Raw genomic sequence first — 24337 nt, 5'->3', positions numbered from 1 at the left:
ACGGCGTCAGGCGCCGGGGAGCCGGACGTGCGCCTGGGCCTGTCGGACCACCACCCGGGCGGTGGTCCGTGCGCGGTGCCGCATCATCACCCGCGGATCCGCGCGCAGGAGGCCGTCCACCGTGGCCCAGACCGGAAGCTCCCGGACGGCCGGGTACACCTCTTCGGCGAAGGCGATGAAACCCTCGACCCGATCCTGGCTGTCCGTCCGCGAACCCAGGGTGGCCCGGTCACCGCGACGCCGCCCACCGGAAGCGTCCAGGAGATCACACGCATGGCGTAGCGCCTTGACAGCCAACGTCCGGCAGGCGGTGGCAAGCAGCTCCTCGGCGTTCACCGCATCCTTTCCGGGGCCGGTCAGGACACTGATGAACGCGTCCCGCCGCCCTTCAAGATCACGAATTACCCCGGAATTGATTGTGTGCTGCATGCTGGCGGAGTGGATCCGGTAGTAGCCCTGATCCACAGCGTCAATCGTTCCGACGTCGGCGAGCACCGCGAGCCGCATCCACATTTCCATGTCGAATGTGTGCGGAAGTGCCGGGTTGTAGCAGCCTGCCGCCCGGAGCGTCGCGGTGCGGATCAGCGCCTCCGGCTGCGCTATGGCGTTGTAGCCGAGCCGGCAGACGTGCGCGAGCCAGTCGTGCCCGGGCCAGACCGACCAGGACGTCGGCGTCGTCCGAGCAAGCGGCAGCGGGGGTTCGGAGAACGCGATCGGTTCGCCGTACACGAAACCCACATTCGGATTGTGCTCGGCGAATGCCACCGAACGCGCGAGCGAACCAGGTGTGAGCAGGTCGTCCGCGTCCAGCTTGATGAAGTACTCGCCGCGCGCCGCGGCGAGCCCCTCGTTGAAGGCCTCCATGTGGCCACGGTTCACCGGACGCCGGATGATCCGAAACCGTGGGTCGGCCGCGGCGAAAACCCCGGCCACCTCGGCACTGTTGTCCGTCGAAGCGTCATCGATGACGTAGACATCGATGTTGTCGTAGTCCTGGGTGAGCACGGATGTCAGGCACTGCGGCAGAAATCGCGCGTAGTTGTAGGACGATACGAAGATCGAGACCAGCGGACGGGTGCCGGAGTCCGGGAGCGGACGAACAGGCCCGACCGCCGGGCCGGCACCATGCCTGGTCGATCTCCGACTGGGCAGGGCGATCATGATGGGCGGATCCTGTTCTGTGCCGGGCGGACAATCACGGGCGACCACTCATACGGCCAGGGCGTCGCGCAGTGCGCCCACGACGGTCCGCTGGTCATCCTCGGTCAGGTGATGGTGCAGCGGAAGGATGAGGGAACGGCTGGTGAGCCACTCGGTGACAGAAAGGTCGCCATGCGGGACATCGGCGTACGGCGGCTCCAGATGCGCCGCCATGATCCCGCGGCGTGCGGACACTCCCCTGGTAGCCAGCAGAGCCAGGACGTCGTCGCGGGAGCGCGAGGAATCCTCCGGCGGTATGACCCAGAAGGCCTGAAAGTTGGACTCGCCGTAGGGCGGATCCTGTACCGCGACCAGACCGGGGATGTCGGCGAGCAACTCGCGGTAACGGGCAACAAGCATACGCCGGCGGGCCACCATCTCCCCCAGGCGGCCGAGCTGCACCAGCCCGACCGCGGCCTGCAGATCGGTCATCCGGTAGTTGAACCCGACCTCCAGGTAGCGCTCGAGGACGACCCGGTCGCTGGCGTGCCGGTCCGCCGCACTCACACTCATGGCGTGTTCACGCAGCCGGCGCAGCCTGGTCGCCTCCGCCTCGTCGTCGAGGGTGAGCATGCCGCCCTCACCGGTGGTAAGCAGCTTGCGGGGATGGAACGACCACGCCGTGATCCGCGCGCCGGCGCCCACCGGGGAACCGCGGTAGGTGGAACCGGCCGCACACGCGGCGTCCTCGACCACGGCGACACCGAGTGGGTCACACAACGCCCGCACCGCCTCGGCGTCCGCCGGCATCCCACCCTGGTGGACGAGGATGACCGCCTTCGTGCGCGCGGTGAGCACCGCCTCCACGGTCTTGGCGGTGAGGTTCCCGGTAGTGGCCTCGACATCGGCGAACACGACGTCCGCTCCGACGTAGCGCACGCAGTTCGCCGTCGCGATGAACGAGAACGACGGGACGACCACCTCGTCCCCGGGGCCCACTCCGGCCCCGATCATGGCGAGGTGCAGGGCGGTGGTGCAGGAGCTGGTCGCGACCGCGTGACCGGTGCCGACATGCTCGGCGAACGCCCGTTCGAAAGCAGCGACCCGCGGGCCCTGCGCGATCCAGCCGCTTGCCAGGGCCTCCGTGACCGCGTCGGCCTCCTCCTGGCCGAGCCAAGGCTTCATGACCGGGATCGTCATGAGGAGACCCCGGATTCGCCGCCGCTCTGACCGTCCCGGACCGGGCGCTGCTCGGCCTGCCACCACTGGACCAGCCGGCCCAGCCCCTCGGTGAGACCGACCTCGGCCTTGAAGCCCAACCGTGCCGCTGCCGCCGCGGTGTCCGCGAGGCGCCGGGGTACCGGGCTCGCCGCCCGGGCCGGGCCGAACTCCAGCCCGAGGTCGGTGCGGCCCATGACCGCCTGGAGGGATTCGGCCAGGTCGCGCAGGGATGTCTCCGTCCCGGAAGCGACGTTGAAGACCTCGTCGGTGACGTCTGCTTCGGCGGCGAGCAGGTTCGCCCGCGCGATGTCTTCGGTGAAGACGAAGTCCATGGTCTGGCTTCCGTCACCGAGGATCAGCGGTGGCCTGCCCGCGGCGATCCGCTCCATCCAGCGAACCAGGACTTCGGTGTACACACCGTGGATGTCCATCCGCGGCCCATAGACGTTGAAGTAACGCAGTGCGACATAGTTGAGGCCGTGCATGGCCTGGAAACTGCGCAGCAGGCCCTCGTTGAACAACTTCGCGGCACCGTAGAGGGTGTCGTTGCCGTATGGATGATGGTCCTCGCGGGTCGGGAAGGCGACGGCCGCCCCGTACACGGATGCCGATGACGATGCCACGACCTTGCCGACGCCGGCGGCCAGCGCGGCCTCGACCACGTTGTAGGTGCCGTCGACAAGGACATCCAACGCCAGCCGCGGCTCCGCCACGCACTGGGTGATCCGGATCGCGGCCAGGTGGAACACAACATCGACACCGGTCGTGAGCTCGGCGAGCAGAGCCCGATCCCGGATGTCACCCTCCACCAGGCGCACCCGGCCGGACGCCAGGGCATGCTCCAGGTTGGCCCTTCTGCCACGGACCAGGTTGTCAACAACAACGATCTCCGCCGCCCCGGCAGCGACCAGACGGTCACAGATCGACGAACCGATCGTGCCGGCTCCGCCTGTCACCAGGCATCGGGACCCTGCCAGCGGCACCGCTGCCGCCTGGGTGCTGTCCACTTCGGGTACTTCCCTCCGTCGTCAGGATGAGCGCATGACCGGGTGCCGCGGCACCGGCCGGGCGGACCGCGTCAACGATCGACACGCAGCGGGACCGTCGCGCCGTGGTATTCGAGGCTTCGGGACGCGGCTTCCAGCACGTCCAGTACACGCAGCCCGGCACGGCCGTCCGTGCGGGCCGGACGGCTCTCACTGATCGCGTCCGCCCACTCACTCATCACCGAGGCCAACGCCTCGCGTTCGACAAGTGCCGGGGCGACCATGTCACCGCTGCGATAGGAGATCATCATCTCGCGCCGGGCCTGGTCACCCAGGTTGTCGGCGGAACTGAGGTCCACACCCCGGTCGTGAATGGCCAACCGCTGTGTGGGGTTGAGGTCGTCCCATACCAGCGTCCGCCGGGAACCCCCGACGATCGTAGTTCGGATCTTTGTAGGGGACAGCCAGTTGACGTGGACATGGGCGATCGCGCCACCGGTGAGCGACAGCGTCAAATAGGCGACGCAGGCCCGGCCCGCGCCGATCGGATCAGCGCCCTGCGCCGAAACCGCCTCCGGGACCACGCCCGAGGGCAGGATGAAGTCGAGAATCGACAGGTCATGCGGGGCGAGATCCCACAGCACGTCGACGTCACGCTGGACCAGTCCCAGGTTGATACGTACCGAGTCGACGTAGTGGATGTCGCCGAGCTCGCCAGCGTGCGCCAACTCACGGATCTTCATCACGGCCGGCGTGTAGCAGTAGGTGTGGTCGCACATGAGGACCAGTCCGCGTTCCTCCGCGGCATCCACCAGCTTGACCGCTTCCGCCGACGACGAGGCAAGAGGCTTTTCCACAAGGACGTGCTTGCCGGCGTCGAGAGCCCGCATGGCGACATCCGCGTGGGTCGCCGCCGGAGTCGCCACGGCCACAGCGACGACGTCGGGGTCTTCCAGCAGGTCGTCGAGTGAGGATGTCGTCTGCACGGTGCTGTACGGACCGATGACCCGACGGGCTCGCTCAACATCGAGATCGCAGAGCCACCGAAGCCGCATCCGCGGTGAATTCTGGATATTGCGGACGAGGTTCGGGCCCCAGTACCCAGCCCCCACGACGGCGACACCCATTGCTTCCGACATGATTCGCTACCCCCCAGTATGCGATCACCATTCGCGATCATCAGTCGCGATGGACGGCGCCAATTATGCCAACAGGGTCTGACATGACAGGCACCCCCACGTCGGCTCGACCCGACGGGCCGGGACGTGGGCACAAGACAGGTCGGCGCCGGAGACCGGACTTCGGCGCCGACCGACAGACAATTCCGGATGTTTGGTAACTTCCAGGTATTTAGTAACTCATGGTCATAATCATCCGGCCTTCTGGAAGATTATGTCCACCCAGTAGTTGGTGTTGTCGTAACTATTCACCGGGAATCCACCTGCGCCGTAAAGGTAGAGACCGTTGCCACCGGCGAAGCCGGTCAAGGGAGCGGCCCGGTACTGGCTGTTGAAGAAGCCACCGGTATTCGCGTACCCGCCGACAGCGGTGTGGTAGCTGGCCACGTACTCCGTTGCGGCAGTGATCGACACCGGAGTGGCGAACATCAGCGTCTGCCAACCGGTCGCGGTTTCGTTGGTGAACGTGCCGGTCGCCAGCGGCTGACCGGATGCCGACCACAACGACCCGGTGTGGGTACCCGTGTTGTTCGCGCCCTTGTAGAACCGTACGCCGGTGATGGTGCCGTTGACGTCCGAGCTGAAACGGACCCCCAACTCGATGGCACCGGTGTCCGTACTCGACGGATTCGCGGGAACCTGGGTGTTGAAGAGCGTGCACGGGCAGGTCGCCACCGGCTCCTGCGTGGCGACAACCGGGCTGACCCAGTAGTTGGTGTTGTTGTAGCTGGTTGTCGGGAATCCTGCGGAGCCGTTGCGGAAGACCCCGTTCATCCCGTCCACGCCGGAGGCAGGGGCGTGCAGCGGTGTCGCGTTCCAGTCATCGGTCGCGAAGTAGGCGGGGGTTGACGCGTAGCCACCGTTCGGGGCGTAGTAACTCGCCACATAGGTGGTATTCGCGCTGATCTGCACCGACGTGCTGAAGGTCAGCGTCTGCCAGCCGGTTGCCGTCTCGTTGGTGAACGTGCCGGTCGCCAGCAGCTGACCGGACGCCGACCACAACGACCCGGTGTGGGTACCCGTGTTGTTAACGCCCTTGTAGAAGGTCACCCCGGTAACCCAGGAGGTGACGTCGCTACGGAATCCGACGCCGAGTTCATAGGCGTAGGTGTCATTGCTGGACGGATTCGCAGGCACGGTCGACGTGGGCCACAACGTGCATGGACAGGTGGCGGGTGTCCCGGTCGTGAAGGTCCACGTGTACGGCGACGCGAGTGCCACGCCGTTTACTCCGGCCGCGTTCACCGAGGCGGTGTAGGTGGTGGTGAACTGCAATGGAGTGGACGGCGTGAAGGTGATCCTACGGGTCGCGTCGTCATACGCAGCCGAGCCACTGATGTTCGTCGTACCGGCCTTGAGGGTGAAGGTGATGCTGGCCGGATCCAGCGACCGGTCGAAGGTAATCGTCGGTCGCACTCCGAGCGCGACGCCCGTGCTGGTGTTCGCCGGGCTGACCCCTGTCACACGAGGTGGCGTCGGCGCGGGCTGGGTGAGGGAGAACGCCACGTCCACCCAGTAGTTGTTCGAGTTGTAGCTCTGGTTCGGGAATACGCTGCCGGCTCCGTAGGCGAACACACCGTTCGGCCCGTCCACGCCGTTACCGAGCGCGGTGAGTGGTCCGTACGACGTCCCACCGGAGGCGAAGTAACCTGCTGTCGCCGAATAATAACCGATGGAGGTGTGGTAGCTGGCTACGTAAGTGGTACCCGCGGTGACCTGCACGGGAGGGTCGAGCGTGACCTGCTGCCAACCCGTCGTCGTCTCGTTGGTGAAGGTGGCCGTGGCCAGTTGGGTACCGGTGGTGGACCACAACGTGCCGATGTGGGTACCGGTGTTCTTCGGCCCCTTGAAGAAGCGGATCCCGGTGATCCAACCATTCTGGCTCGCCTGGAACTTCACACCGAGCTCGAGCGCGGACGCATCGTTGACGGTCACGTTGCCGGGCTGCTGCTGGTCACTCCAGATGGTGCACGGGCATGTACCCGGTGCCGGCTGGACGGCGCCGGTGGTGAACGTCCATGTGTACGCAGGGTTGATGGCATGCCCCTGGTAGTCGGCAGCGGTGACCCCCGCCGTGAACGTCGTGCCGGCCGCCAGAGCCGCGTTCGGGGTAAATGTCGCGCTCAGCGCCGCCGAGTTGACCGACACTGTTCCCGCCACCGAGGTACCGCCGCTCGTCTTGAGCGTGAAGGTCACCGACGACGGGTTGAACGGCTTACCGAACGCAGCCTTGAGCGAGGTGTTCAGCGGCACGGAGGAACTACCTGCCAGCGGGGATACCGATGCGATCTGGGGTGGTGATGTATCGGTGGATGTGTCGCCGGTGAACACCACGTCCACCCAGTAGTTCGTACCGTTGAACGTACTCGCCGGGAAACCGGCCGAGCTGGCACGGAAGACGCCATTGGCACCGTCCATCCCGTCCGGCAACGCGAGCAACGGAGCGGTGTAGGCCGACTTCCCGGTGAAATAACCTCCGTCACCGGCATAGTGGCCGCTGGGCGCGTAGTAGCTCGCCACATAGGTGGTGTTCGCCTGCACCGCCACCGGCTGGGCAAAGGTCAACGTCTGCCACCCGGTCGCAGTTTCGTTACTAAAAGTCCCCGTGGCCAACTGCGTCCCCGTGTTCGACCACAACGTACCGGTGTGGGTACCCGTGTTACCCGAACCCTTGTAGAAACGGATCCCGGTGATTGCCCCGCCGATCGTCGTCCGGAAACGGACACCGACCTCGATCGCGCTCGCGTCCGCGTCGGCCGGGTTGGTCGGCAGCGCGTTACCGAAGATCGTGCACGGGCAGAGCCGGGCATCGACGATCAGCGAGGCCGTGACCGGACTGCTCAACCTGGCACTGTCATCGGTGGCACGGACCTTGAGCGCGAAGGTGCCCGGCGCGTTCGGGATGAACGTGTACGACCAGCTCACATTGGATGCGGCTGCGGCGAGCTGCGCCGGATGCCAGCTCGACCCCCCATCCGTCGACACCTCCACCCCCGCGACCACACCACCACCGGCATCCGTCGCCGTACCCGTCACCGTGTACGACTGCCCGACAACGCCGTGTGCCGTCGAGGTCACCACGACACCCGGTGCCTGCGTGTCCGTACTCGCCGAAGCCGCGGCCAGACCGCTGATCAGGCTCTTCGGCCGCACGCCCATGTCCGCGAACAGGTTCACCGTGGCCTGCTGCATCGCCGGGCTCGCCGTGGTCAACGGACCGTCATGCACAGCATCCAGCCCATAGGCCCACTGGACGGTGCCGGCACCGAACACCAGCGCACCGCTCGCCGCCCGGTAGAGAGTCATGTTGTGGGTCACCTGACCCGGGCCGACCTGACTACCGTAATCCAATAGCTTGTGCTGGACGGTCTCGGTCTGCGCGGTCAGGTCGAACGCCCCCGCCGGCCGAAACCCATTGTCCGCATCGGTGTCGAACTCATACCCCAGGGTGGCGTTCGCGAGCGTGACAGTCGAGCCGGATGTCGCACTCGCCACCGAGGTGTTCCGCCAGAACCGCAGCTTCGAAAACGCCGCCGGAATCTTCATCGCGAAATCCGTCGGCGGGTCCACCATGTACAACGTGCCCTGCAACTCGTTCTCCGGACGCCCACCATTGCTCGGGGGGCTGTACCGTGGATCCCGCCAGGTACCCGTCCACTCCCCCGGATACTGCGGATCCTGTGGACTGGAATTCTTCGTCTCCTTGTAACAGACGATTGTCCGCCAGTTCGTCGCCGAACCGTCGATACTGGGCTCCCAGCGCGTCTTCCAATAGACCGAGTTCGCGCCGAAAAACGCCAGATTCACCCCGGCGTCCCGTGCGGCCTGCACATTCGCCCGCTGTTCACCAGACCAGTATTCATCATGCCCCGACGAGATAAACGCCTTATGATTTTTGATCAGAGTACCGCGCCGCGCCGAATCGACATCCGTTGTGTACGTCAGATCATACCCGTTCGCCTCCAGGAACCGAATCATCGGATACTCCGCGGCGAAGATCCAGTTATGACCGTCCGTCTCGCTCACCCGCGACAGATACGGCCGGTTGTAACTCACCTTGTACGCCCGCCCCACCGGGCTCCCCTTATACAGACTGTTACCGCCGTAGGCGTTGTACGCCGTCCACGTCGAATCCGACGTCTGCAGCAACATGTCAGAATGACTCGCGTCATCCCGCACCACGAACGGCACGTGGCTCGCACCCCGACCGTCCGTACGCACCAGCTTCACGACATACAGACCCGACAGCGCTGTCGACGGCACCGTCCACGACGCCGACACCGCCCAGTTCCCACAGTCGATCAGACCGGTAACCGCATCGTTCAGACACTCCGGCTGCACCTGCGGAAACGCCACCGACGGATTCACCGTCGCTACCTTCCGCGCACCGTCACCGCCATAGTAACCAAGCCGGTAAATATCAAGCCGATACGCGGAAGCGGTACTGTTAATCTTGAAGGAGACCGTTCCACTCACGTTCACACTGATATCCGTCGCGAAACCCTGCAACGTCGGATCACCCGCATCGGCATTATCCAGATCCCACTCCGACTGCGGACTACCCGGCTGCAGATTCTCACAGACAATCTTCCCCGATACCGCTGGATCACACGACGCCGCCGACAGTGGCACGGTCGACTGGTCGATCACGGCGGTCGCGGCCTGCCCGATGTTGTTCGTCACACCGGACAACAACGTTGGAGAGGCCGTCGTCGCACCGGCATCGGCCTCCGTCACCGTGCTCGCGGTCGGCGTCGCATGCACATCCGATTCCAGCCGCGGCACAGCCACGACCGCCACCGCCACCGCCACACCTGTGACCAGCGCGCGGCTGCGGGTGACCCGCAGCCGCAGCCGGCGCAGACCGCCACCGGACCCGCTCATGACAGCCCCTGCCCACCGTCACGGACCGGTTCACCCACCGGATGGCCAAAAAATAAACAGTCCGACTCGGATTCAAAGAAGCCCCCAACGCACGGAAACCAATTCCGCCCGCTGAAAACCCGGCGATACGGGTCCACAATCATCCCCCAAGAAATCCAGACCGCCGCCCACGCGACGACCCCAGATGACAGGCCGACCGGCTAAACCTTCCCCCCGAAGGCAACGGAGCACGGAAATACAAGCCCGGACCACACGGTGACGTCCCCTGCGTTCCGTGTTGCCCGCGTGACACATCCAGCAGTACCTGATGGAAGTGCCATCCTGCCAGATTAGACGACCGGACCGAACCCGGTGACAACAGATTGCGGCAAACTACGGGAAATTATTACAACGAGTGATGCCCTCCATGCAAAAGGCCACCTCTGTCGCGCCCTGAAGATTGACCGAGGCGTGTCAGGGCTGTCAGGGCGATTGAAAGTGGCCTTGCGCTGAGAAATGACCTCACGCCGAGAACAACGGCGGTCAAGCTGAACCGGCAACAGGTTTCCGGGACCAGAAAGCGATCATTACATGCTTCGGTGCGATCTTGCGGTCGGCTGACAACCGGGCGGAGTCTGACGCCCAGGGTCGCGTAGCCCGTTCTCAGTCCACTGTCGGAAACCGGCCCGCCATCGGCTGACACCCGGAGCCGCGTAGCCGTTCACAGACAGGATCGCCATCCGACCGGATACGGCCGGGAGGGACCGAGGGCGGGGGCATCCAGATGGATGGCTCGCGGGGCGAGAGGAGGGAGGGGCCCTGGAGAAAAGCTAAGGATGAGGTCTGGCGGTCGAGGCGTGGAACATGTTCTGGGTGGCTTCAAGGCCCCTGCCGACCAGCGAGTCCACGGCATCGGCCGCCCGGTCCAGCAGGAACGGAAGTTCCTTGCGTTCAGGGGCCGAAAAGTCCCGCAGGACGAAGTCGGCCGGGTCCATCCGCCCCGGTGGGCGTCCAATGCCGACCCGGACCCGCAGGTAGTCACGCGACCCCAGCGAGGCGGTGACCGAACGCAGGCCGTTGTGCCCGTTGTCGCCGCCCCCGAGCTTGAGCCGGATCGTTCCGAAAGGGATGTCCAGCTCATCATGGATAACTACGATTTGCCCGACATCGACTTTGGAAAAAGTACGCAGAGCGGCTACGGGTCCACCCGAGGTGTTCATGAAGGAGCGAGGCTTGGCGAGTAGGACATGCACCCCGGCGAGCCGAACGTCGGCGACATCCGCCCGTCCCCGATGAGTTCGGAAACGGTCCCCGACCCGCTCGGCCAGCAGGTCGAGGACCATGAATCCGACGTTGTGCCGGTTGCCGGCATACGCCGGGCCGGGATTACCCAGTCCGATGACCAGCCACGGCCCGGTGGCCACGACGTCGGCTTCCAGCGGACTCATCGCGGCGTCACCCGGCCGGAAACGTCATCAGGCCGAGGAGCCGGCCTGCGCCTGCTCGCCCGCGGCGGCCGCGGCCCCACCAGCCGTTTCGCCCCCGGCGAGATCGGCATCCACCTGGGCTGCGGTCAATCTCGCCAGCCCCTGGACCACGACCTGCTCGGCGTCGGTCTCCAGCACCGAACCCTCCGGGAGGACGAGCTGACCGGCGCTGACGTTCGCACCCGGCTTGAGACCGGTGATGTCGACCTCGATCGACCCGGGGATGTCAGTCGCGTCCGCCTGCAACGACACAACTGTCAACTGCTGGTCGACGAGGGTGTCGCTTTCGGCGTTTCCGACGAGCGTTACCGGAACCTCGACCGTGACCCGCTCACCCCAACGGATGATGACCAGGTCGACATGCTCGAAACTGCCCTTGATCGGATGGCGCTGGACGTCCTTGGGGAGGGCAAGCTGGGGCCCGTCAGACAGCTCCAGCCGGAGCAGCACGTTCGTACCGGCGTCGGTCTTGAACGCGTGAAGAAGATCGTGAGCCTGCAACGAGATGTGACGGGGCGGCTGACCGTGGCCGTACAGGACGGCCGGGACCTTGCCGGCCTTGCGGGTACGACGAGCCCCGCCCTTGCCGAACTCGGTGCGGGGCTCCGCGACAATGCGGACCTCGGACATGGCGGTACTCATCCTCCTACGATCTTCAGTGGACATCGGCGCCGCATGGAACAAGGGAAGCGGTGGCGCCACGACGCGGTCCTTCAGAGTACCGGACGCAGAGCGGACCGGCGGATCCGCCCTCAGCCGGGTAGACCCGTCGCCGCACAATGTGTGCAGACAGCTATAAGCTATAACAGTCCGATGACGGCCCAAGCACCGCAGCCCCTGTTGCTGGTCGGCGCCGGTGGGTTCGCCCGCGAGACGGCGCAGGCCGTTCTCGCCGCCGGGCGATATCGGCTGATCGGCTTCACGGACGACAATCCGGCCCGCCACGGCACCGAGGTCGACGGCCTGCCCGTCATCGGCGGCACGGACGTGGTCGGCGGAATGCCGGATGTGGCCGTGATCCTGTGCCCCGGTTCCGGCGCGATACGGGCCAAACTCGCCGCCCGCCTGGCCGCCGGCGGCATCGGCCCGGACCGCTTCGCCACGGTCGTCCACCCGAGCGTGCACCTACCGCCTTCATGCACGCTCGGTCACGGTTCCGTCCTTCTCGCTGGAGTGACCCTGACCACATCTGTTACCGTTGGTAATCACGTTTCGGTGATGCCGAACACGGTGCTCACCCACGACGATGTCGTCGCCGATTTCGCGACGATCTGCGGATCGGTCTCGCTGGCCGGACGGGTGCACGTCGGGGCCGGCGCCTACCTCGGCCAGGGCGCGCTTGTCCGGGAGAACCTCACGGTCGGCGCATGGTCGACGCTCGGCATGGGGGCGGTCGTACTCACCGACGTTCCCGAAGCCGAGGTGTGGGTGGGTAACCCGGCCCGGTTCCTGCGCCAGGCGGCAAACCCACCCTCGCTATAGTCGACAGCGCACGTTGACCGAGGCCCACGCCAATAGGCGCGACAGGGGGGCGGAAACCGACATGCCAACGGCGGCTGCACAAAAAAGGTCCATCGACTACATCGGCCACGCCGGTTTCGTCGTGCGACACGACGAATTCCGGCTGCTCATCGACCCGTGGTTTCACCCGGCTTTCCTCGAGTCCTGGTTTCCGTTTCCTGACAACGGACACCTGCTTGGCCCGGTCGCCGCCGGCTCCTACGACGCGTTGTACGTCTCGCACACTCACACCGACCACTTCGACCGGACGCTGCTGCGCATGCTTCCCCGGTCGCTGCCCGTGCTCTGCGCAGCCTTCCGCTCCCGGGAGCTGCTGCGGGAGATGCGCGACCTCGGTTTCAGCGACATCACCGTTCTGGGTCACGGCGAGTCGGTACCGCTTAGCCCCGGCATCCAGGTGACCATGCTGCTGGACACCAGTCACAAGGAGGACAGCGCGCTCCTGGTCGAGCTGGACGGCTTCCGCTTCCTCGACCTCAACGACTGCCACCCCAAGCTCACCGAACTGCCGCGCAACGTCGACCTTCTCACCGCGCAGTTCTCGGGGGCCATGTGGTATCCGAACTGTTATTCCTATCCCCGCTCGGTGATGCGGGACAAGGTCGTCCAGGTGCGTTCCGGTCTCCTCGACACTCTGGTACGAACGGTCGCCGCGACCGATGCCCGCGCCTACGTACCCTGCGCGGGTCCGCCGGTCTTCCTCGATCCGCTCCTGCGCGTCCACAACGACCGCGACAAGACGATCTTTCCGCACTGGGAGGACGTCGCGGCCCCGTTCGCCGAAGCGGCTCCACAGGTGGAGATCGTCAACGTCCAACCCGGTGACCGGATCGACATCGTCGGCGGCAAGCCGGTGACGATCGCGGCATCGTCACCGGCGCCCACCGACGTCGCCGACTATGCCCGGCGCCGGAGCGCGCAATGGAGCGCTCACGAGCAACGCCCTGACACACCGGTGAGCACGATCGAACTCGACGCGTACTTCTCCCGGCTGATCCGGCGGAACCGCCCATTGTTGGAGAACTACCAGCGCGATCTCACCATCCTTTCCGGTACCCGGGAGTGGACGGTGATGATCCGTCCGGTTCCCCCGCACCCGGCGGTCGTGGAGGGCCGGCCACCGGCGTCCGAAGCCGGGGACGGCACATCCGGCGACGCCGCAACGACTGGCGACCCGTCCGGCAGCTACGAGCTGCGCGTCCCACCGCGCGTCCTGCGTGCGATCGTCGATGGGGAGGCGACCTGGGAGGAGGCGCTGCTGTCGATGCGGATAGAGCTGCGGCGCGATCCGGACCTGTTCGACGTCACCCTGATGGGCCTGCTGCGCTATGGCGAAACTCCGGTGGTGACCTGGCAGCTTCGGCGGGACAGCTCCGTGTCGGACGAGACGATCGTGCGCGACGGTCTGCGGATCCAGCGCTACTGCCCTCATGCCGGCGAGGACCTTGCCGACGCCGCCATCATCGACGGGGTGCTGGAGTGTCCGCGCCATCACTGGGCCTGGGACCTCGCCACCGGGCGGTGCGTGCGGGGCGGCACCTGGCCGCTGTCGGTGTCACCCGCCGAGTAGGACGGCCTTGCCGCACACCACCCGGCAGGAACACCACACTCCGGGCATCTGTGGGTGGAACTCGTCAACGGTGGGGCGCGAACATGATGAGGCCGACCCCGATCAGGCAGACGAGCGCGCCGGTAACGTCGTAGCGGTCGGGCCGGTAACCATCGGCGACAGCGCCCCAGACAAGGGATCCGGCGACGAACACACCGCCGTAGGCGGCCAGCACACGTCCGAAGGACGCCTCCGCCTGGAGGGTCGCGACAAAGCCGTAGACGCACAGGGAGATCAGTCCGCCGCAGACGAACAGGATGCCTCGATGCTCTCGGACCCCCTGCCACACCAGCCACGCCCCGCCGATCTCGGCAAACGCGGCCAGCATGAAAAGCACAGTCGTACGCAGGACGGACACGGCCTGACCTAACCCGACCTAACCTGACCTAAATGGTGGACACCGACGTGGTACTGCCGGCGAACCAGGCAAGCGCGTCCCGCAGCGCGGGTCGCCATACCGTGAACGTGTGTATTCCCGGCCGCACATGTAACTGCACCGGGTAGCCATCAGTGCTGAGAAGATCGCGTATGTGCCGGATGGCGACGGCGACATCGTGGTCACGGCGCCCTACGTCGAGCCAGATCCGCGGCCGGGGGCCCGGTCCGAAACCGCCGACATAAAGATCGGGACTGTTCGCGGCCGCGGCGGCCTGGGCCGCCGGACCGGCACCGAACAACGGGCGGAGGCCGTCGGCGTGGGTTGGGCGGGTCAGCCCGGACATGTCTATGATCGTCCCGAACATGGATCTGTGTCGCAGGCCGAGGTTGAGTGCACAGTAACCACCTGCCGACATTCCGGCGATCCCCCGGCTGGCCCATCCGGACTCAACGCGCAAGGTCGACTCGACCGCCGGTATGATGTCAATCACCAGGTGGGTCTCGACACGCTCGCTCACTCCGTCAACGCACTCCGGGTCATCGAGCCATCCATGGCTCATACGCGGCATCACGATGATCACCGGATGGCCAGCGGCGGCGACCCGGGCACCGGCATCGGCCGCCTGCCCGCCCCGCAGCCAGTCAGCGGGGATTCCAGGTGACCCGTGGATCAGATAGAGCACCGGAAACCGCCACTGCGGCTGGTCGAAGTACTGGGGCGGAAGGTAGACGAGCGCGGTCGTCCTCCCGAACCCACTGCCCCGGTCAGGGACCGGCAGGGCCAGGATGGCTCCATCGGGATGCGAACGCAGAACAGCTGATGACACCGAGGAGCGTAGGTCCGCGGTCTTCAGGCGTGGATCAGAGCCGCCCGCCGTCGCCGCTCCCATCACGTCCCCGAGCCGGGGTAAGTAGCTGAAGTAGGCGTTGACCACATCGGCCGAGGCCGCGACCGTCAGAAGTATCGCCATGGGGAGGGCCAGCGCCCTGGTCGGCCTCGGCCACCTGCGGAGCATCCGGATCACAATGATCCACGCGGTCACCGCCGCCGCGAACAGACCACCGATGAATCCACCGCACAACACCGACAACCCGCTCATCGCCAGGCTGTCCGTCCCAGCCCCACGCCCGCACAGCCACCGGTCACGCAGCCACCGGTCACCGGTGCGGCGACCCGATTGTGGAGAAGGCAAAAACCATCTGCTGGCACGAGCGACAGACCCGGGCCGGCAACAGCCGACACAGGTTGACGGCGTTCAGTCGGTAAGCCGGACGGATCACCGGGCGGTCACGCGTCGCCGCCGAAGAGTTCGGTCACCGAACCGTCCTCGAAAACCGCCCTGACGGCGGCGGCCAGCAACGGCGCGATCGACAATTCGGTGATCTTATCGATGCGGGCCTCGCTGCGCAGCGGGAGGGTGTTGGTGAGCACGACCTCGCTGATCTCGGAGTTCTTCAGGCGGTCCACGGCCGGGCCGGAGAGCACACCATGGGTTGCCGCGGCGATCACATCGGTCGCGCCGTGCTCGCGCAGCGACTCCGCCGCCTTGGTGATGGTGCCTGCAGTGTCGATCATGTCGTCGACGACGACGCAGGTGCGGCCCCTGACCTCACCCACCACGTCGAACATCTTCACCTGGTTGGGGACCTCCCGGTCACGGCGCTTGTGAATGATCGCCAGCGGGCAGCCGAGCCGGTCGGTCCAGCGTTCGGCCACCCGTACCCGGCCGGCGTCCGGGGCCACAACCGTGACAGCGGACGTGTCGAGCTTGGCCTCGATGTAGTCGGCGAGCAGCGGCAGCGCGAACAGATGGTCCACCGGGCCGTCGAAGAAACCCTGAATCTGGGCGGTGTGCAGGTCCACCGACATCAGCCGGTGCGCGCCGGCGGTCTTGAACAGATCGGCGATCAGCCGGGCCGAGATCGGCTCCCGGCCACGGTGCTTCTTGTCCTGCCGGGCGTAGGGGTAGAAGGGTGCGACCACGGTGATACGCTTCGCATTCGCGCGCTTCAACGCGTCCACCATGATGAGTTGTTCCATGAGCCACGTGTTCACCGGCGAGGAGTGGCACTGCAGCACGAACGCGTCACACCCGCGGACGGATTCCTCGAACCGGACAAAGATCTCTCCGTTGGAGAACTCATATGCGCTGGTGGGAACCGGTTCGACATCGAGTTCCCGGGCAACCTCCGCCACCAGTTCAGGGTGCGCACGGCCACCGAAAAGCATCAGGTTGCGCCGATTCTCCGTCTGGTAGGCCATCAAAGGTTCTCCACCCTCGTCCCGCTCCGTCATGGTCGGTCCTTCGCACCGCGGCAGATTCCTACGTTCGACGCCCGTTGTCGGAAATACCGGCAACCGTGACGGGGGTCGGTCCTGCGTGATCCAATTTACCCGCGTCGCCGTCGTCACGTGGCTGTTCGGCATGCCCCCGCGCGGAGGCCGCGGCCCGCGCCGCCGCCGTGCCCGGACGCCGTAGCTCCACCCATCCCTCGATCGTCCGCTGCCGGCCCTCCCGGACCGCGAGTGCACCCGGCAGCACGTCCTCGGTCACGACCGAACCAGCACCGGTATACGCGCCGTCACCGATATGCACCGGTGCGACCAACACGGTGTCACTTCCGATCTTGACATCCGCACCGATCACCGTGCGGTGCTTGGCAACGCCGTCGTAGTTCGCAACGATCGTGCCACACCCGATGTTGCTACGCGCGCCGATCACCGCGTCCCCGACGTAGGCCAGGTGCGGCACCTTCGCCCCTTCGGCGATCTCCGCCGCCTTCGTCTCCACGAACGCGCCGAGCTTGACCCCCCGTCCGACGTGGGTGCCCTGGCGCAGGTGCGTGTAGGGGCCGACCGAGGCGTCCGGACCGATCACCGAGCTGACCGCGGTCGTCCTGCTCACCGTGGCCGCGGCGCCCACCAGCGTGTCGGTGAGCGTGCAGTCGGGACCGACCACGGCACCGGCCGCCACATGGGTGCTGCCGTGTAGAAAGGTGTGCGGGAGCAACATCACGTCCGGCTCGACGGTCACGTCGGCGTCGATCCAGGTGGTGGCGGGATCGACCACGGTGACCCCCGCCCGCATGGCCGCGGTCACCAGCCGGTCCCGCATGGCGGCCCCGGCGGCCGCCAGTTGGACCCGGTCGTTCACCCCGGACGCCTCGCCGGGGTCGTCCAGCGGATGCGCACGAACGACCTGTCCGCGGCGGAAGAGCGTGCCGACCACATCGGTCAGGTACTCCTCACCCTGGGCGTTGTCGACCGTCAGGGATGTCAGCGCCGCGAGCAACGGACCGGCCGTGAACACGTACACGCCGGTGTTGATCTCATGGACGGCGGCGGTGGCGGCGTCGGCGTCGGCCTGCTCGACGATCTTCCGGACCTGGCCGGACGACTCACGGACCACCCGCCCGTACCCGAAGGGATCAGCCACCTGCGCGGTCAGCACCGTCGCCGCGGCACCCTCGCGCGCATGCGTCGCGACCAGCGCCGACATCGTCGTGCTGGTCAACAGCGGGGTGTCACCCGGGACGACGACCACGAGATCGTCCGGCCGGATGTCCGGCGCCGCGGGCAGGGCGACCCGGACAGCGTGGCCGGTACCGCGCTGGCTGGCCTGCACGACCGGTGCGACCTCGGGTGTGCGATCGGCCAGCACCGCGATCACCTGCTCACGCCCGTGCCCGACGACCACCAGTTGCCGGTCGGCCCCGAGCGGAGTGACCGCAGCGAGAACATGCTCCAGGAGGGTGCGCCCGGCAACACGATGGAGCACCTTGGGGGTTGCGGACCGCATCCGCTTACCCTCACCCGCGGCAAGGACGACAACCGCCGCCAAACGTGGTTGGGTCACACGAGCTCCCCTGATCGTGGACATCAACTCGATGCGTGTCGAGCTTACCGGATTGCGACCAGGGGATATCACGGACAATTCCGACGAGCGGAAATAGTTCGCGCGGACCAGCACGCCCACCGATCGAACCCCGAGCTCCGCCGCCACGACTCGAACGTGGACTAGAAGAACCAAAATCTTCCGTGCTGCCAATTACACCACGGCGGACCGAGGAAAAATCTTTGGCAGTGTATCACCACGGGAGGGCCAAAGGTGGAGCGATCATACTTTTCTCGCGCTGCCGGAGGCCCAGGTCCCCAGGTACGGGAGAGCCAAAGGCGACGCGATCATGATTTTCTCGGGCTCGGGGCACCGCTACGACTCCCAGCCCACTACGGCACCCGGCCGCCGCCCGCCGCTCCCGCCGACTCCCTGCGACAAGTACCGCGCCCTGACCCGCAGATCCCCGGACACGCGGAATTGTTTTTCTGCGATGTTCCCCGCCGCGGGCACCGCGCGTTACCGTCGCGAGCTACGGTGTCCCAACGGAAACCATCGCGACAACGAAACCGGCGGACGGCACTGATGGACGGGGTTATGTCATGACCGCTACCGATACGGTGAGCCCGATGGGTGCCGCGGCCCCTGCGACCCAGGCAAGTGCGGCCACCCACCACACCATAGCGCCGAAGTCCGCGCTGAAGGCGCGGGGGGAACAGGTCACCCTCGCCATGGTCATCATCATACCGTTGGCAGCCCTCGCCGCCGCGGTACCACTGCTGTGGGGCCGATGGATCAGTCCGCGCGACGTAATCCTCGCCGCCGTCATGTACGCGATCACCGGCCATGGGGTGACCATCGGTTTCCACCGCTACTTCACCCATCGCGGGTTCAAGACCTCCAGGCCGATACGCATCGCGCTCGCCGTCGCCGGCAACATGGCGATCGAGGGCCCGGTCATCCGCTGGGTCGCCGACCACCGGCGCCACCACGCCTTCAGCGACCGGGACGGCGACCCACACTCGCCGTGGCGGTACGGCACCGGCGTCCACGCCCTGACCAAGGGTCTGTGGCACGCCCACATCGGCTGGCTGTTCGACGTCGAACAGACCGACCAGCGCCGGTACGCCCCGGACCTGCTCGACGACACCGACATCGTCCGTGTCAGCCACCTGTTCGGGCTCTGCGCAGGGGTGAGCCTCGCGGCCCCGGCACTGATCGGCGGCCTGTGGGGCGGCTCCTTCGAAGCGGCGGTGCAGGCGTTCTTCTGGGCGAGCCTGGTCCGGGTGTGCGTCCTCCACCACGTCACATGGTCGACGAACAGCATCTGCCACGTCGCGGGCAAGCACCCGTACAAGTCGCGGGACCACTCCGGCAACGTCTGGCCGCTTGCCATCCTGTCGATGGGCGAATCCTGGCACAACCTGCACCATGCCGACCCCACCCTGGCCCGCCACGGGGTCAAGCCCTGGCAGGTGGACTCCAGCGCCTACCTCATCAAGCTGATGGAAACGTTGCGGCTCGTCCACGACGTCCGCTGGCCCGACCCCGAACGCCTGAAGGCAAAGCTTGCTTCCCTCAAATAGTCGCTTCGCGACGATTTGAGGACCCCGGCCTCCTGGGCTGGTGTCCGCCTACGACTTCGCGATCATCCAACGATGATCGCGAAGGGAACACACATCCAGGCGAGGTTGCTTCGCAACGATTTGGGGACAGTGCGTCAGGCGTCCTCGAGGTCGGATGCGACGGTCAGCCAGGCGTCCTCGGTGCGGGCCTTCTCGGCGACGACCTCGCGTAGCTCGGCATCCAGAACGAGCAGGCGCTGGTGATCGGTGGCCGCCTCGGCAAGTGCGGCATACAGCGCGGTCTCCCGCCGTGCCAGTCGCTCCAGGGCCCGTTCGAGCCGGGTCAGCTCCTTGCGCGCGACCCGCACCTGCCCGGCCGACAGCGAACCGACGCCGGAGCCGGCGGTGGCACCGGAGCCGGCGGTGGCACCGGAGCCGGCGGTGGCGGTGGCGGTGGCGGTGGCACCAGAACCGGCGGTCGTGCCGGTGCCGGCGGCGCTCCCGGCGGCACCGGCTGTCCCGGCCTGCGTGGTGGCAAGCTCCCGCCGGGACAGGTATTCGTCCACCCCGCCGGGCAGCATGACAAGTGACCCGTCGCCGAGCATGGCGAAGATCGTGTCACAGGTTCGCTCTAGAAAGTAACGATCATGACTGATGGCAACGATCGTGCCCGGCCAGGAGTCCAGGACGTCTTCCAGCGCCGCCAGCGTGTCGGTGTCCAGATCGTTGGTGGGCTCATCCAACAGCAGAACGTTCGGCCGTTCCATGAGCAGCCTCAGCAGCTGCAGCCGGCGGCGTTCCCCACCGGAGAGGTCACCGACCCGCGTCCACTGCCGGGCCGACGGCAGGCCGAACTGCTCCAGGAGCTGACCGGCGGTCACCTCCCGGCCGCGACCCACCTCCAGCACCCGGCCGGCCTGCTCCACCGCCTCCAGTGCGCGCAGGTCCGGGTCCAGCTCACGGATCTCCTGGGAGAGCATGGCGGGACGCACGCTCCTGCCGACCCGCACAGTGCCCGCATCCGGGCCCACCTGCCCCGTCAGCAGGCGCATCAGCGTCGTCTTGCCGCTGCCGTTGACCCCGACAAGACCCACCCGGTCCCCCGGGCCCAGCCGCCAGGTCACATTCGTGAGCAACGCCCGGCCGCCCAGCCGTAGCGTCACGTCCTCGACGTCGTAGACGTCCTTGCCGAGGCGCGAGGCGGCAAAGGTGCGCAGGCCAAGGGTGTCGCGGGCAGGCGGCTCGTCGGCGATCAGGGCGTTGGCCGCCTCGATCCGGAAGCGCGGCTTGCTGGTGCGGGCCGGCGGCCCCCGGCGCAGCCAGGCCAGCTCCTTGCGCAGCAGGTTCTGCCGCCGCGATTCGGCGGCATCGACCTGCCGCGCCCGTTCCGCCCGGGCAAGCACATACGCGGAGTAACCGCCATCGTAGGCGTCCACCCGGCCGTCAACGACCTCCCAGACCCGCTCGCAGACCTCGTCGAGGAACCACCGGTCGTGGGTGGCGACGAGCAGCCCTCCCCGCCACGACCGCAGATGGGACGCAAGCCACGCCACGCCCTCGACGTCGAGATGGTTGGTGGGCTCGTCCAGGATCAGAAGATCGATATCGTCGACGAGCAGCGCGGCCAGTGCGATGCGGCGGCGCTCACCGCCGGATGACCGCCCGACCACGGCGTCGAGGCGGTCGAGCAGTCCGAGGCCGGCGAGCACCGACCGGCGCCGTGGATCCGCCGCCCAGACGTGATCGGGCACGTCGCCGACCACGGCCTGGCGTACGGTCGCGCTGGGCGCGAGCCGGTCGTCCTGAGCCAGCAGGCCGACCCGTACGGAACCGGCCCGCACGATCCGGCCGGCGTCCGGCCGGGCCTGGCCTGCGAGCAACGTCAGCAGGGTGCTCTTGCCCGCTCCGTTGCGGCCGACCACACCGATGCGCTCACCGGTCCCGATGCCCAGGCTCACCCCGTCCAGCAGGGTACGGGTACCGAAGGCGGCCACCACCGCCTCCATCGTCACCAGGACGCCGTTCATCCGGTCATCCGCTCACCAGCCGGCTCACCCGGGGGCACCCGGATCGACCACGCGAGCGCCCGACACCGGACCGTGCGCGTGGCGCACCGCCCGGCACACGCCCATCCCGGCGAGGCTCGCCGCCAAGGCCACGCTCTGCGCCGCGTCCCGCGCCAGGAAAGCGCAGGTCGGCCCGGACCCGCTGACGATGGCGCCAACCGCCCCGAGCTCGACGCCGGTCTCCAGCACCCGGCGCAACGACGGACGCAACCGCAGCGCGGCCGGCTGCAGGTCGTTCACCAGCGCCCTGCCCAACTCGACCGGATCACCGGTGCGCAACGCGGCCAGCACCGCGTCGGGTGGGGTGGGCTCGGTACGCAGACGCCCCTGGGACAACCGGTCGAACTCGGCGTAGACCGACGCCGTGGACAGGCCGCCGTCGGCCAGCGCGAACACCCAGTGGTACTCGCCGCGCCCGAGCACAGGCGTGAGCTGCTCGCCGCGGCCGGTGCCCAGCGCCGTCCCACCGGTGAGCGGAAACGGCACGTCGCTACCGAGTCCGGCGGCGAGCTCGGACAGGACCGACCGATCCAGGCCGGTGCCCCACAAAGTGTCGAAGGCGACCAGCGAACCGGCCGCGTCAGCGCTGCCGCCGGCCATCCCGGCCGCGACCGGAATGCCCTTGGCCATGGTCATGTGGGCCGCCGCCCCCCGCACACCGGCACGCGCGGCAAGTACGTGGGCAGCGCGGACGGCCAGGTTGTCCACCCCGGTCGGGACCAGGGAGATCCGGGCCGCGGCCGAGCTCGCCGCGGTGTCACCGGACGACGAGGACGACCTGGGCAGCCCGGACGAACCGGACGGCGAGGCAGCCGGCGACGCGGTCCCGGCGGCACCCTCACCGGTGACCTCCACGGACACGGCGGGCTCCACGGTGTCCGGGTCGACCGCGGCATCGTCGACCGCAGTCACCGTGATCTCGTCGTAGAGCGACACGGCCTGCAAGATTGTGATGACCGTGTGGTAGCCGTCATCGCGGCGCGGCCCGACACCGAGATGCAGGTTGACCTTGGCCGGCGTACGGACAGTCACCCGGCTACCCGGAACGGGCGCGGGCGGCCGATCGGCGCCGGCGGCACCGGAAGGGTGCTGGTGAGACCGAGGCAGCGGACTCTCCTTCACTCCTGGGGCGTGTTCTGACACCGGGCACCAACGAACCTATCCGGCCGGTAAGAGGCGAGTGCCCTCGCCACCGCCGGGTAAGACGATGCACACGAGCGGTTGGTCACACCAGCAGTTGACCATGCCAGCAGTTGGCCCACCGAGCACGACCAGCCGATCCGGTTCAGGACTCATCCCCGATTCCCACGACCGATCACCAGGACCGGAGCTACAACGAGCGATTCTGACGAGGGCGGAGGCACATCATGAGCACGACGACCACCGAGAAGACCGCTACCGCGACCCGTGAGTCGCCGCAGGGTGACGGCGCCGGGGTGTCGCGGCGGGCATCCACCGAACTCGTCACGGGCAGGGGTAAGACCTCGATCGCGGACTCGGTCGTCCGCAAGATCGCGGGCGTGGCGACCCGGGAGGTCGAAGGCGTCCACAACCTCGGCTCCGGCGGCTCCCGCGCGGTCGGCTCGCTGCGGCAGCGCATACCAGGCTCGTCCGGGCGCAACGTGTCCCAGGGAGTTGGGGTCGAGGTCGGCGAACGTCAGGCCGCGATCGACCTCGACGTCGTCGTCGACTACGGCGTGTCGATCGTGGACCTGGCCCAGACGATCCGCGGCAATGTCGTCAGCTCCGTCGAGGGGATGACCGGCCTGGAGGTCACCGAGGTCAACATCGCTATCGACGACATCTTCATCCCCGAAGAGGACGAGGAACAGCCGGCCCGAGTGCAGTAGAGCCCGAGTGCAGCAGAGGCAGTGGAGAAGGCACAGTAGAGATCATGGTCCGCCTGGCTGTGTCCAGCCGACCGGCCGCAATCGCGGCCGCGGTTGCCGGCTGTCCAGCGGTGGCCGCGCTTTCCGCCGGAACAACCGGTGACGTGGCCAGTTACCTTCCCGGTCGTCGCGTCGTCGGCGTCCGCAAGGCACCGGGGGGCGTCGCCGTCCATGTCGTCGCGTGGTTCGGCCCCACCATGGCCGAGGTCGCCGGCCAGGTTCGCTCGGCGGTTACGGCGGTGGCGCCGGAATGCGAGCGGATCGACGTCGTGATCGACGATCTCGAACTCCCCCCGGACGGACCCGTCACTGCCGCTACCTCTACCGCTGCTACCGGCAGTACCGCCAGCAGTACCGCTGGTGTCGATACCGCCGGCACTCAGGACGAGGCCGGTGCCAGATCAGGGCCAGGGCCGGGGCCGGGGCCGGGATCCGGGAGATCCGGGGGCGCGACCGCCGACCGCGGGCAACCCGAACAGCCGGGGCAACCCGGGCCTGCGAGAAGGAAACGCAGGAGTGCATCGGCGTCCCCCGCGGCGTCCGCAGGGGCAGGAAACGGGAAGAAACGACAGGACGAAAGAGGATGAGACAACGAGGG

Annotated in this window: 18 protein-coding genes and 1 pseudogene; 5 read left to right on the top strand and 14 right to left on the bottom strand. The window is 67.2% G+C overall.

Annotated features, from left to right (window positions below):
- Nucleotides 1-6: 6 nt before the first annotated feature.
- From CV1CTNOD_RS03730 to CV1CTNOD_RS03700, 7 genes are all read right to left on the bottom strand, one after another.
- Nucleotides 7-1161, bottom strand: coding sequence for a glycosyltransferase family 2 protein (locus tag CV1CTNOD_RS03730; RefSeq protein ID WP_131784758.1), 1155 nt, complete (start codon nt 1159-1161; stop codon nt 7-9).
- 48 nt (nt 1162-1209) lie between these two features.
- Nucleotides 1210-2325: a DegT/DnrJ/EryC1/StrS family aminotransferase gene (locus tag CV1CTNOD_RS03725; RefSeq protein WP_131784757.1), complete on the bottom strand. Its 1116-nt coding sequence runs from the start codon at nt 2323-2325 to the stop codon at nt 1210-1212.
- An 11-nt stretch (nt 2326-2336) separates the two neighbouring features.
- Nucleotides 2337-3338 (bottom strand): SDR family NAD(P)-dependent oxidoreductase, encoded by a 1002-nt coding sequence (locus CV1CTNOD_RS03720; protein WP_131784852.1) that lies wholly within the window; start codon nt 3336-3338, stop codon nt 2337-2339.
- A 101-nt stretch (nt 3339-3439) separates the two neighbouring features.
- Nucleotides 3440-4486 carry a Gfo/Idh/MocA family protein gene (locus CV1CTNOD_RS03715; protein WP_131784756.1) on the bottom strand — a complete coding sequence of 349 codons (1047 nt, stop codon included), beginning with the start codon at nt 4484-4486 and terminating at the stop codon, nt 3440-3442.
- 231 nt (nt 4487-4717) lie between these two features.
- Nucleotides 4718-9409: a DUF4082 domain-containing protein gene (locus CV1CTNOD_RS03710; RefSeq protein WP_131784755.1), complete on the bottom strand. Its 4692-nt coding sequence runs from the start codon at nt 9407-9409 to the stop codon at nt 4718-4720.
- A gap of 809 nt (nt 9410-10218) precedes the next feature.
- The gene (pth, locus tag CV1CTNOD_RS03705; protein WP_131784754.1) at nt 10219-10836 is read right to left on the bottom strand and encodes an aminoacyl-tRNA hydrolase; all 618 of its coding nucleotides are present in this window, start codon (nt 10834-10836) and stop codon (nt 10219-10221) included.
- Nucleotides 10837-10863: 27 nt separating this feature from the next.
- The gene (locus CV1CTNOD_RS03700; RefSeq protein ID WP_131784851.1) at nt 10864-11505 is read right to left on the bottom strand and encodes a 50S ribosomal protein L25/general stress protein Ctc; all 642 of its coding nucleotides are present in this window, start codon (nt 11503-11505) and stop codon (nt 10864-10866) included.
- A gap of 183 nt (nt 11506-11688) precedes the next feature.
- Between CV1CTNOD_RS03700 and CV1CTNOD_RS03695 the strand changes: the two genes are divergently transcribed.
- Complete coding sequence (locus tag CV1CTNOD_RS03695; protein ID WP_131784753.1) at nt 11689-12357, top strand: acetyltransferase; 669 nt, start codon at nt 11689-11691, stop codon at nt 12355-12357.
- Nucleotides 12358-12418: 61 nt separating this feature from the next.
- Nucleotides 12419-13966, top strand: a complete 1548-nt coding sequence (locus tag CV1CTNOD_RS03690) for an MBL fold metallo-hydrolase (RefSeq protein WP_131784752.1) — start codon at nt 12419-12421, stop codon at nt 13964-13966.
- 64 nt (nt 13967-14030) lie between these two features.
- Here the strand turns inward: CV1CTNOD_RS03690 and CV1CTNOD_RS03685 are convergent, their stop codons facing one another.
- From CV1CTNOD_RS03685 to glmU, 4 genes are all read right to left on the bottom strand, one after another.
- A complete protein-coding gene (locus CV1CTNOD_RS03685) occupies nt 14031-14363 on the bottom strand; it encodes a YnfA family protein (protein WP_131784751.1) in 333 nt (110 codons plus the stop codon).
- A 28-nt stretch (nt 14364-14391) separates the two neighbouring features.
- A complete protein-coding gene (locus CV1CTNOD_RS03680; RefSeq protein ID WP_131784750.1) occupies nt 14392-15483 on the bottom strand; it encodes an alpha/beta hydrolase in 1092 nt (363 codons plus the stop codon).
- 188 nt (nt 15484-15671) lie between these two features.
- Nucleotides 15672-16646: a ribose-phosphate diphosphokinase gene (locus CV1CTNOD_RS03675; RefSeq protein WP_131784850.1), complete on the bottom strand. Its 975-nt coding sequence runs from the start codon at nt 16644-16646 to the stop codon at nt 15672-15674.
- 61 nt (nt 16647-16707) lie between these two features.
- Nucleotides 16708-18264 carry a bifunctional UDP-N-acetylglucosamine diphosphorylase/glucosamine-1-phosphate N-acetyltransferase GlmU gene (glmU, locus tag CV1CTNOD_RS03670; protein ID WP_431607064.1) on the bottom strand — a complete coding sequence of 519 codons (1557 nt, stop codon included), beginning with the start codon at nt 18262-18264 and terminating at the stop codon, nt 16708-16710.
- Between the two features lie 557 nt (nt 18265-18821).
- On the opposite strand from glmU, the gene CV1CTNOD_RS03660 reads away from it, so the two are divergent.
- Nucleotides 18822-19805: an acyl-CoA desaturase gene (locus CV1CTNOD_RS03660; RefSeq protein ID WP_131784748.1), complete on the top strand. Its 984-nt coding sequence runs from the start codon at nt 18822-18824 to the stop codon at nt 19803-19805.
- A gap of 134 nt (nt 19806-19939) precedes the next feature.
- Here the strand turns inward: CV1CTNOD_RS03660 and CV1CTNOD_RS03655 are convergent, their stop codons facing one another.
- The 3 genes and pseudogenes from CV1CTNOD_RS03655 to CV1CTNOD_RS03650 all read right to left on the bottom strand — a co-directional run bounded on the left by CV1CTNOD_RS03655 (nt 19940) and on the right by CV1CTNOD_RS03650 (nt 22882).
- The gene (locus CV1CTNOD_RS03655) at nt 19940-21337 is read right to left on the bottom strand and encodes an ABC-F family ATP-binding cassette domain-containing protein (RefSeq protein WP_431607067.1); all 1398 of its coding nucleotides are present in this window, start codon (nt 21335-21337) and stop codon (nt 19940-19942) included.
- Nucleotides 21338-21339: 2 nt separating this feature from the next.
- Nucleotides 21340-21790: pseudogene (locus tag CV1CTNOD_RS28100) on the bottom strand (ATP-binding cassette domain-containing protein); the annotation flags it as partial.
- A gap of 45 nt (nt 21791-21835) precedes the next feature.
- Nucleotides 21836-22882 (bottom strand): 4-(cytidine 5'-diphospho)-2-C-methyl-D-erythritol kinase, encoded by a 1047-nt coding sequence (locus CV1CTNOD_RS03650; RefSeq protein ID WP_165485298.1) that lies wholly within the window; start codon nt 22880-22882, stop codon nt 21836-21838.
- Nucleotides 22883-23217: 335 nt separating this feature from the next.
- On the opposite strand from CV1CTNOD_RS03650, the gene CV1CTNOD_RS03645 reads away from it, so the two are divergent.
- A complete protein-coding gene (locus tag CV1CTNOD_RS03645) occupies nt 23218-23700 on the top strand; it encodes an Asp23/Gls24 family envelope stress response protein (protein ID WP_131784745.1) in 483 nt (160 codons plus the stop codon).
- Between the two features lie 44 nt (nt 23701-23744).
- A complete protein-coding gene (locus tag CV1CTNOD_RS03640) occupies nt 23745-24326 on the top strand; it encodes a hypothetical protein (protein ID WP_207386162.1) in 582 nt (193 codons plus the stop codon).
- The last annotated feature ends 11 nt before the right edge of the window (nt 24327-24337 follow it).

Source organism: Protofrankia symbiont of Coriaria ruscifolia, assembly GCF_900634745.1.
In the GTDB taxonomy this organism is placed as follows: domain Bacteria; phylum Actinomycetota; class Actinomycetes; order Frankiales; family Frankiaceae; genus Protofrankia; species Protofrankia californiensis.
This window is presented reverse-complemented; position numbering and strand designations above follow the sequence as displayed.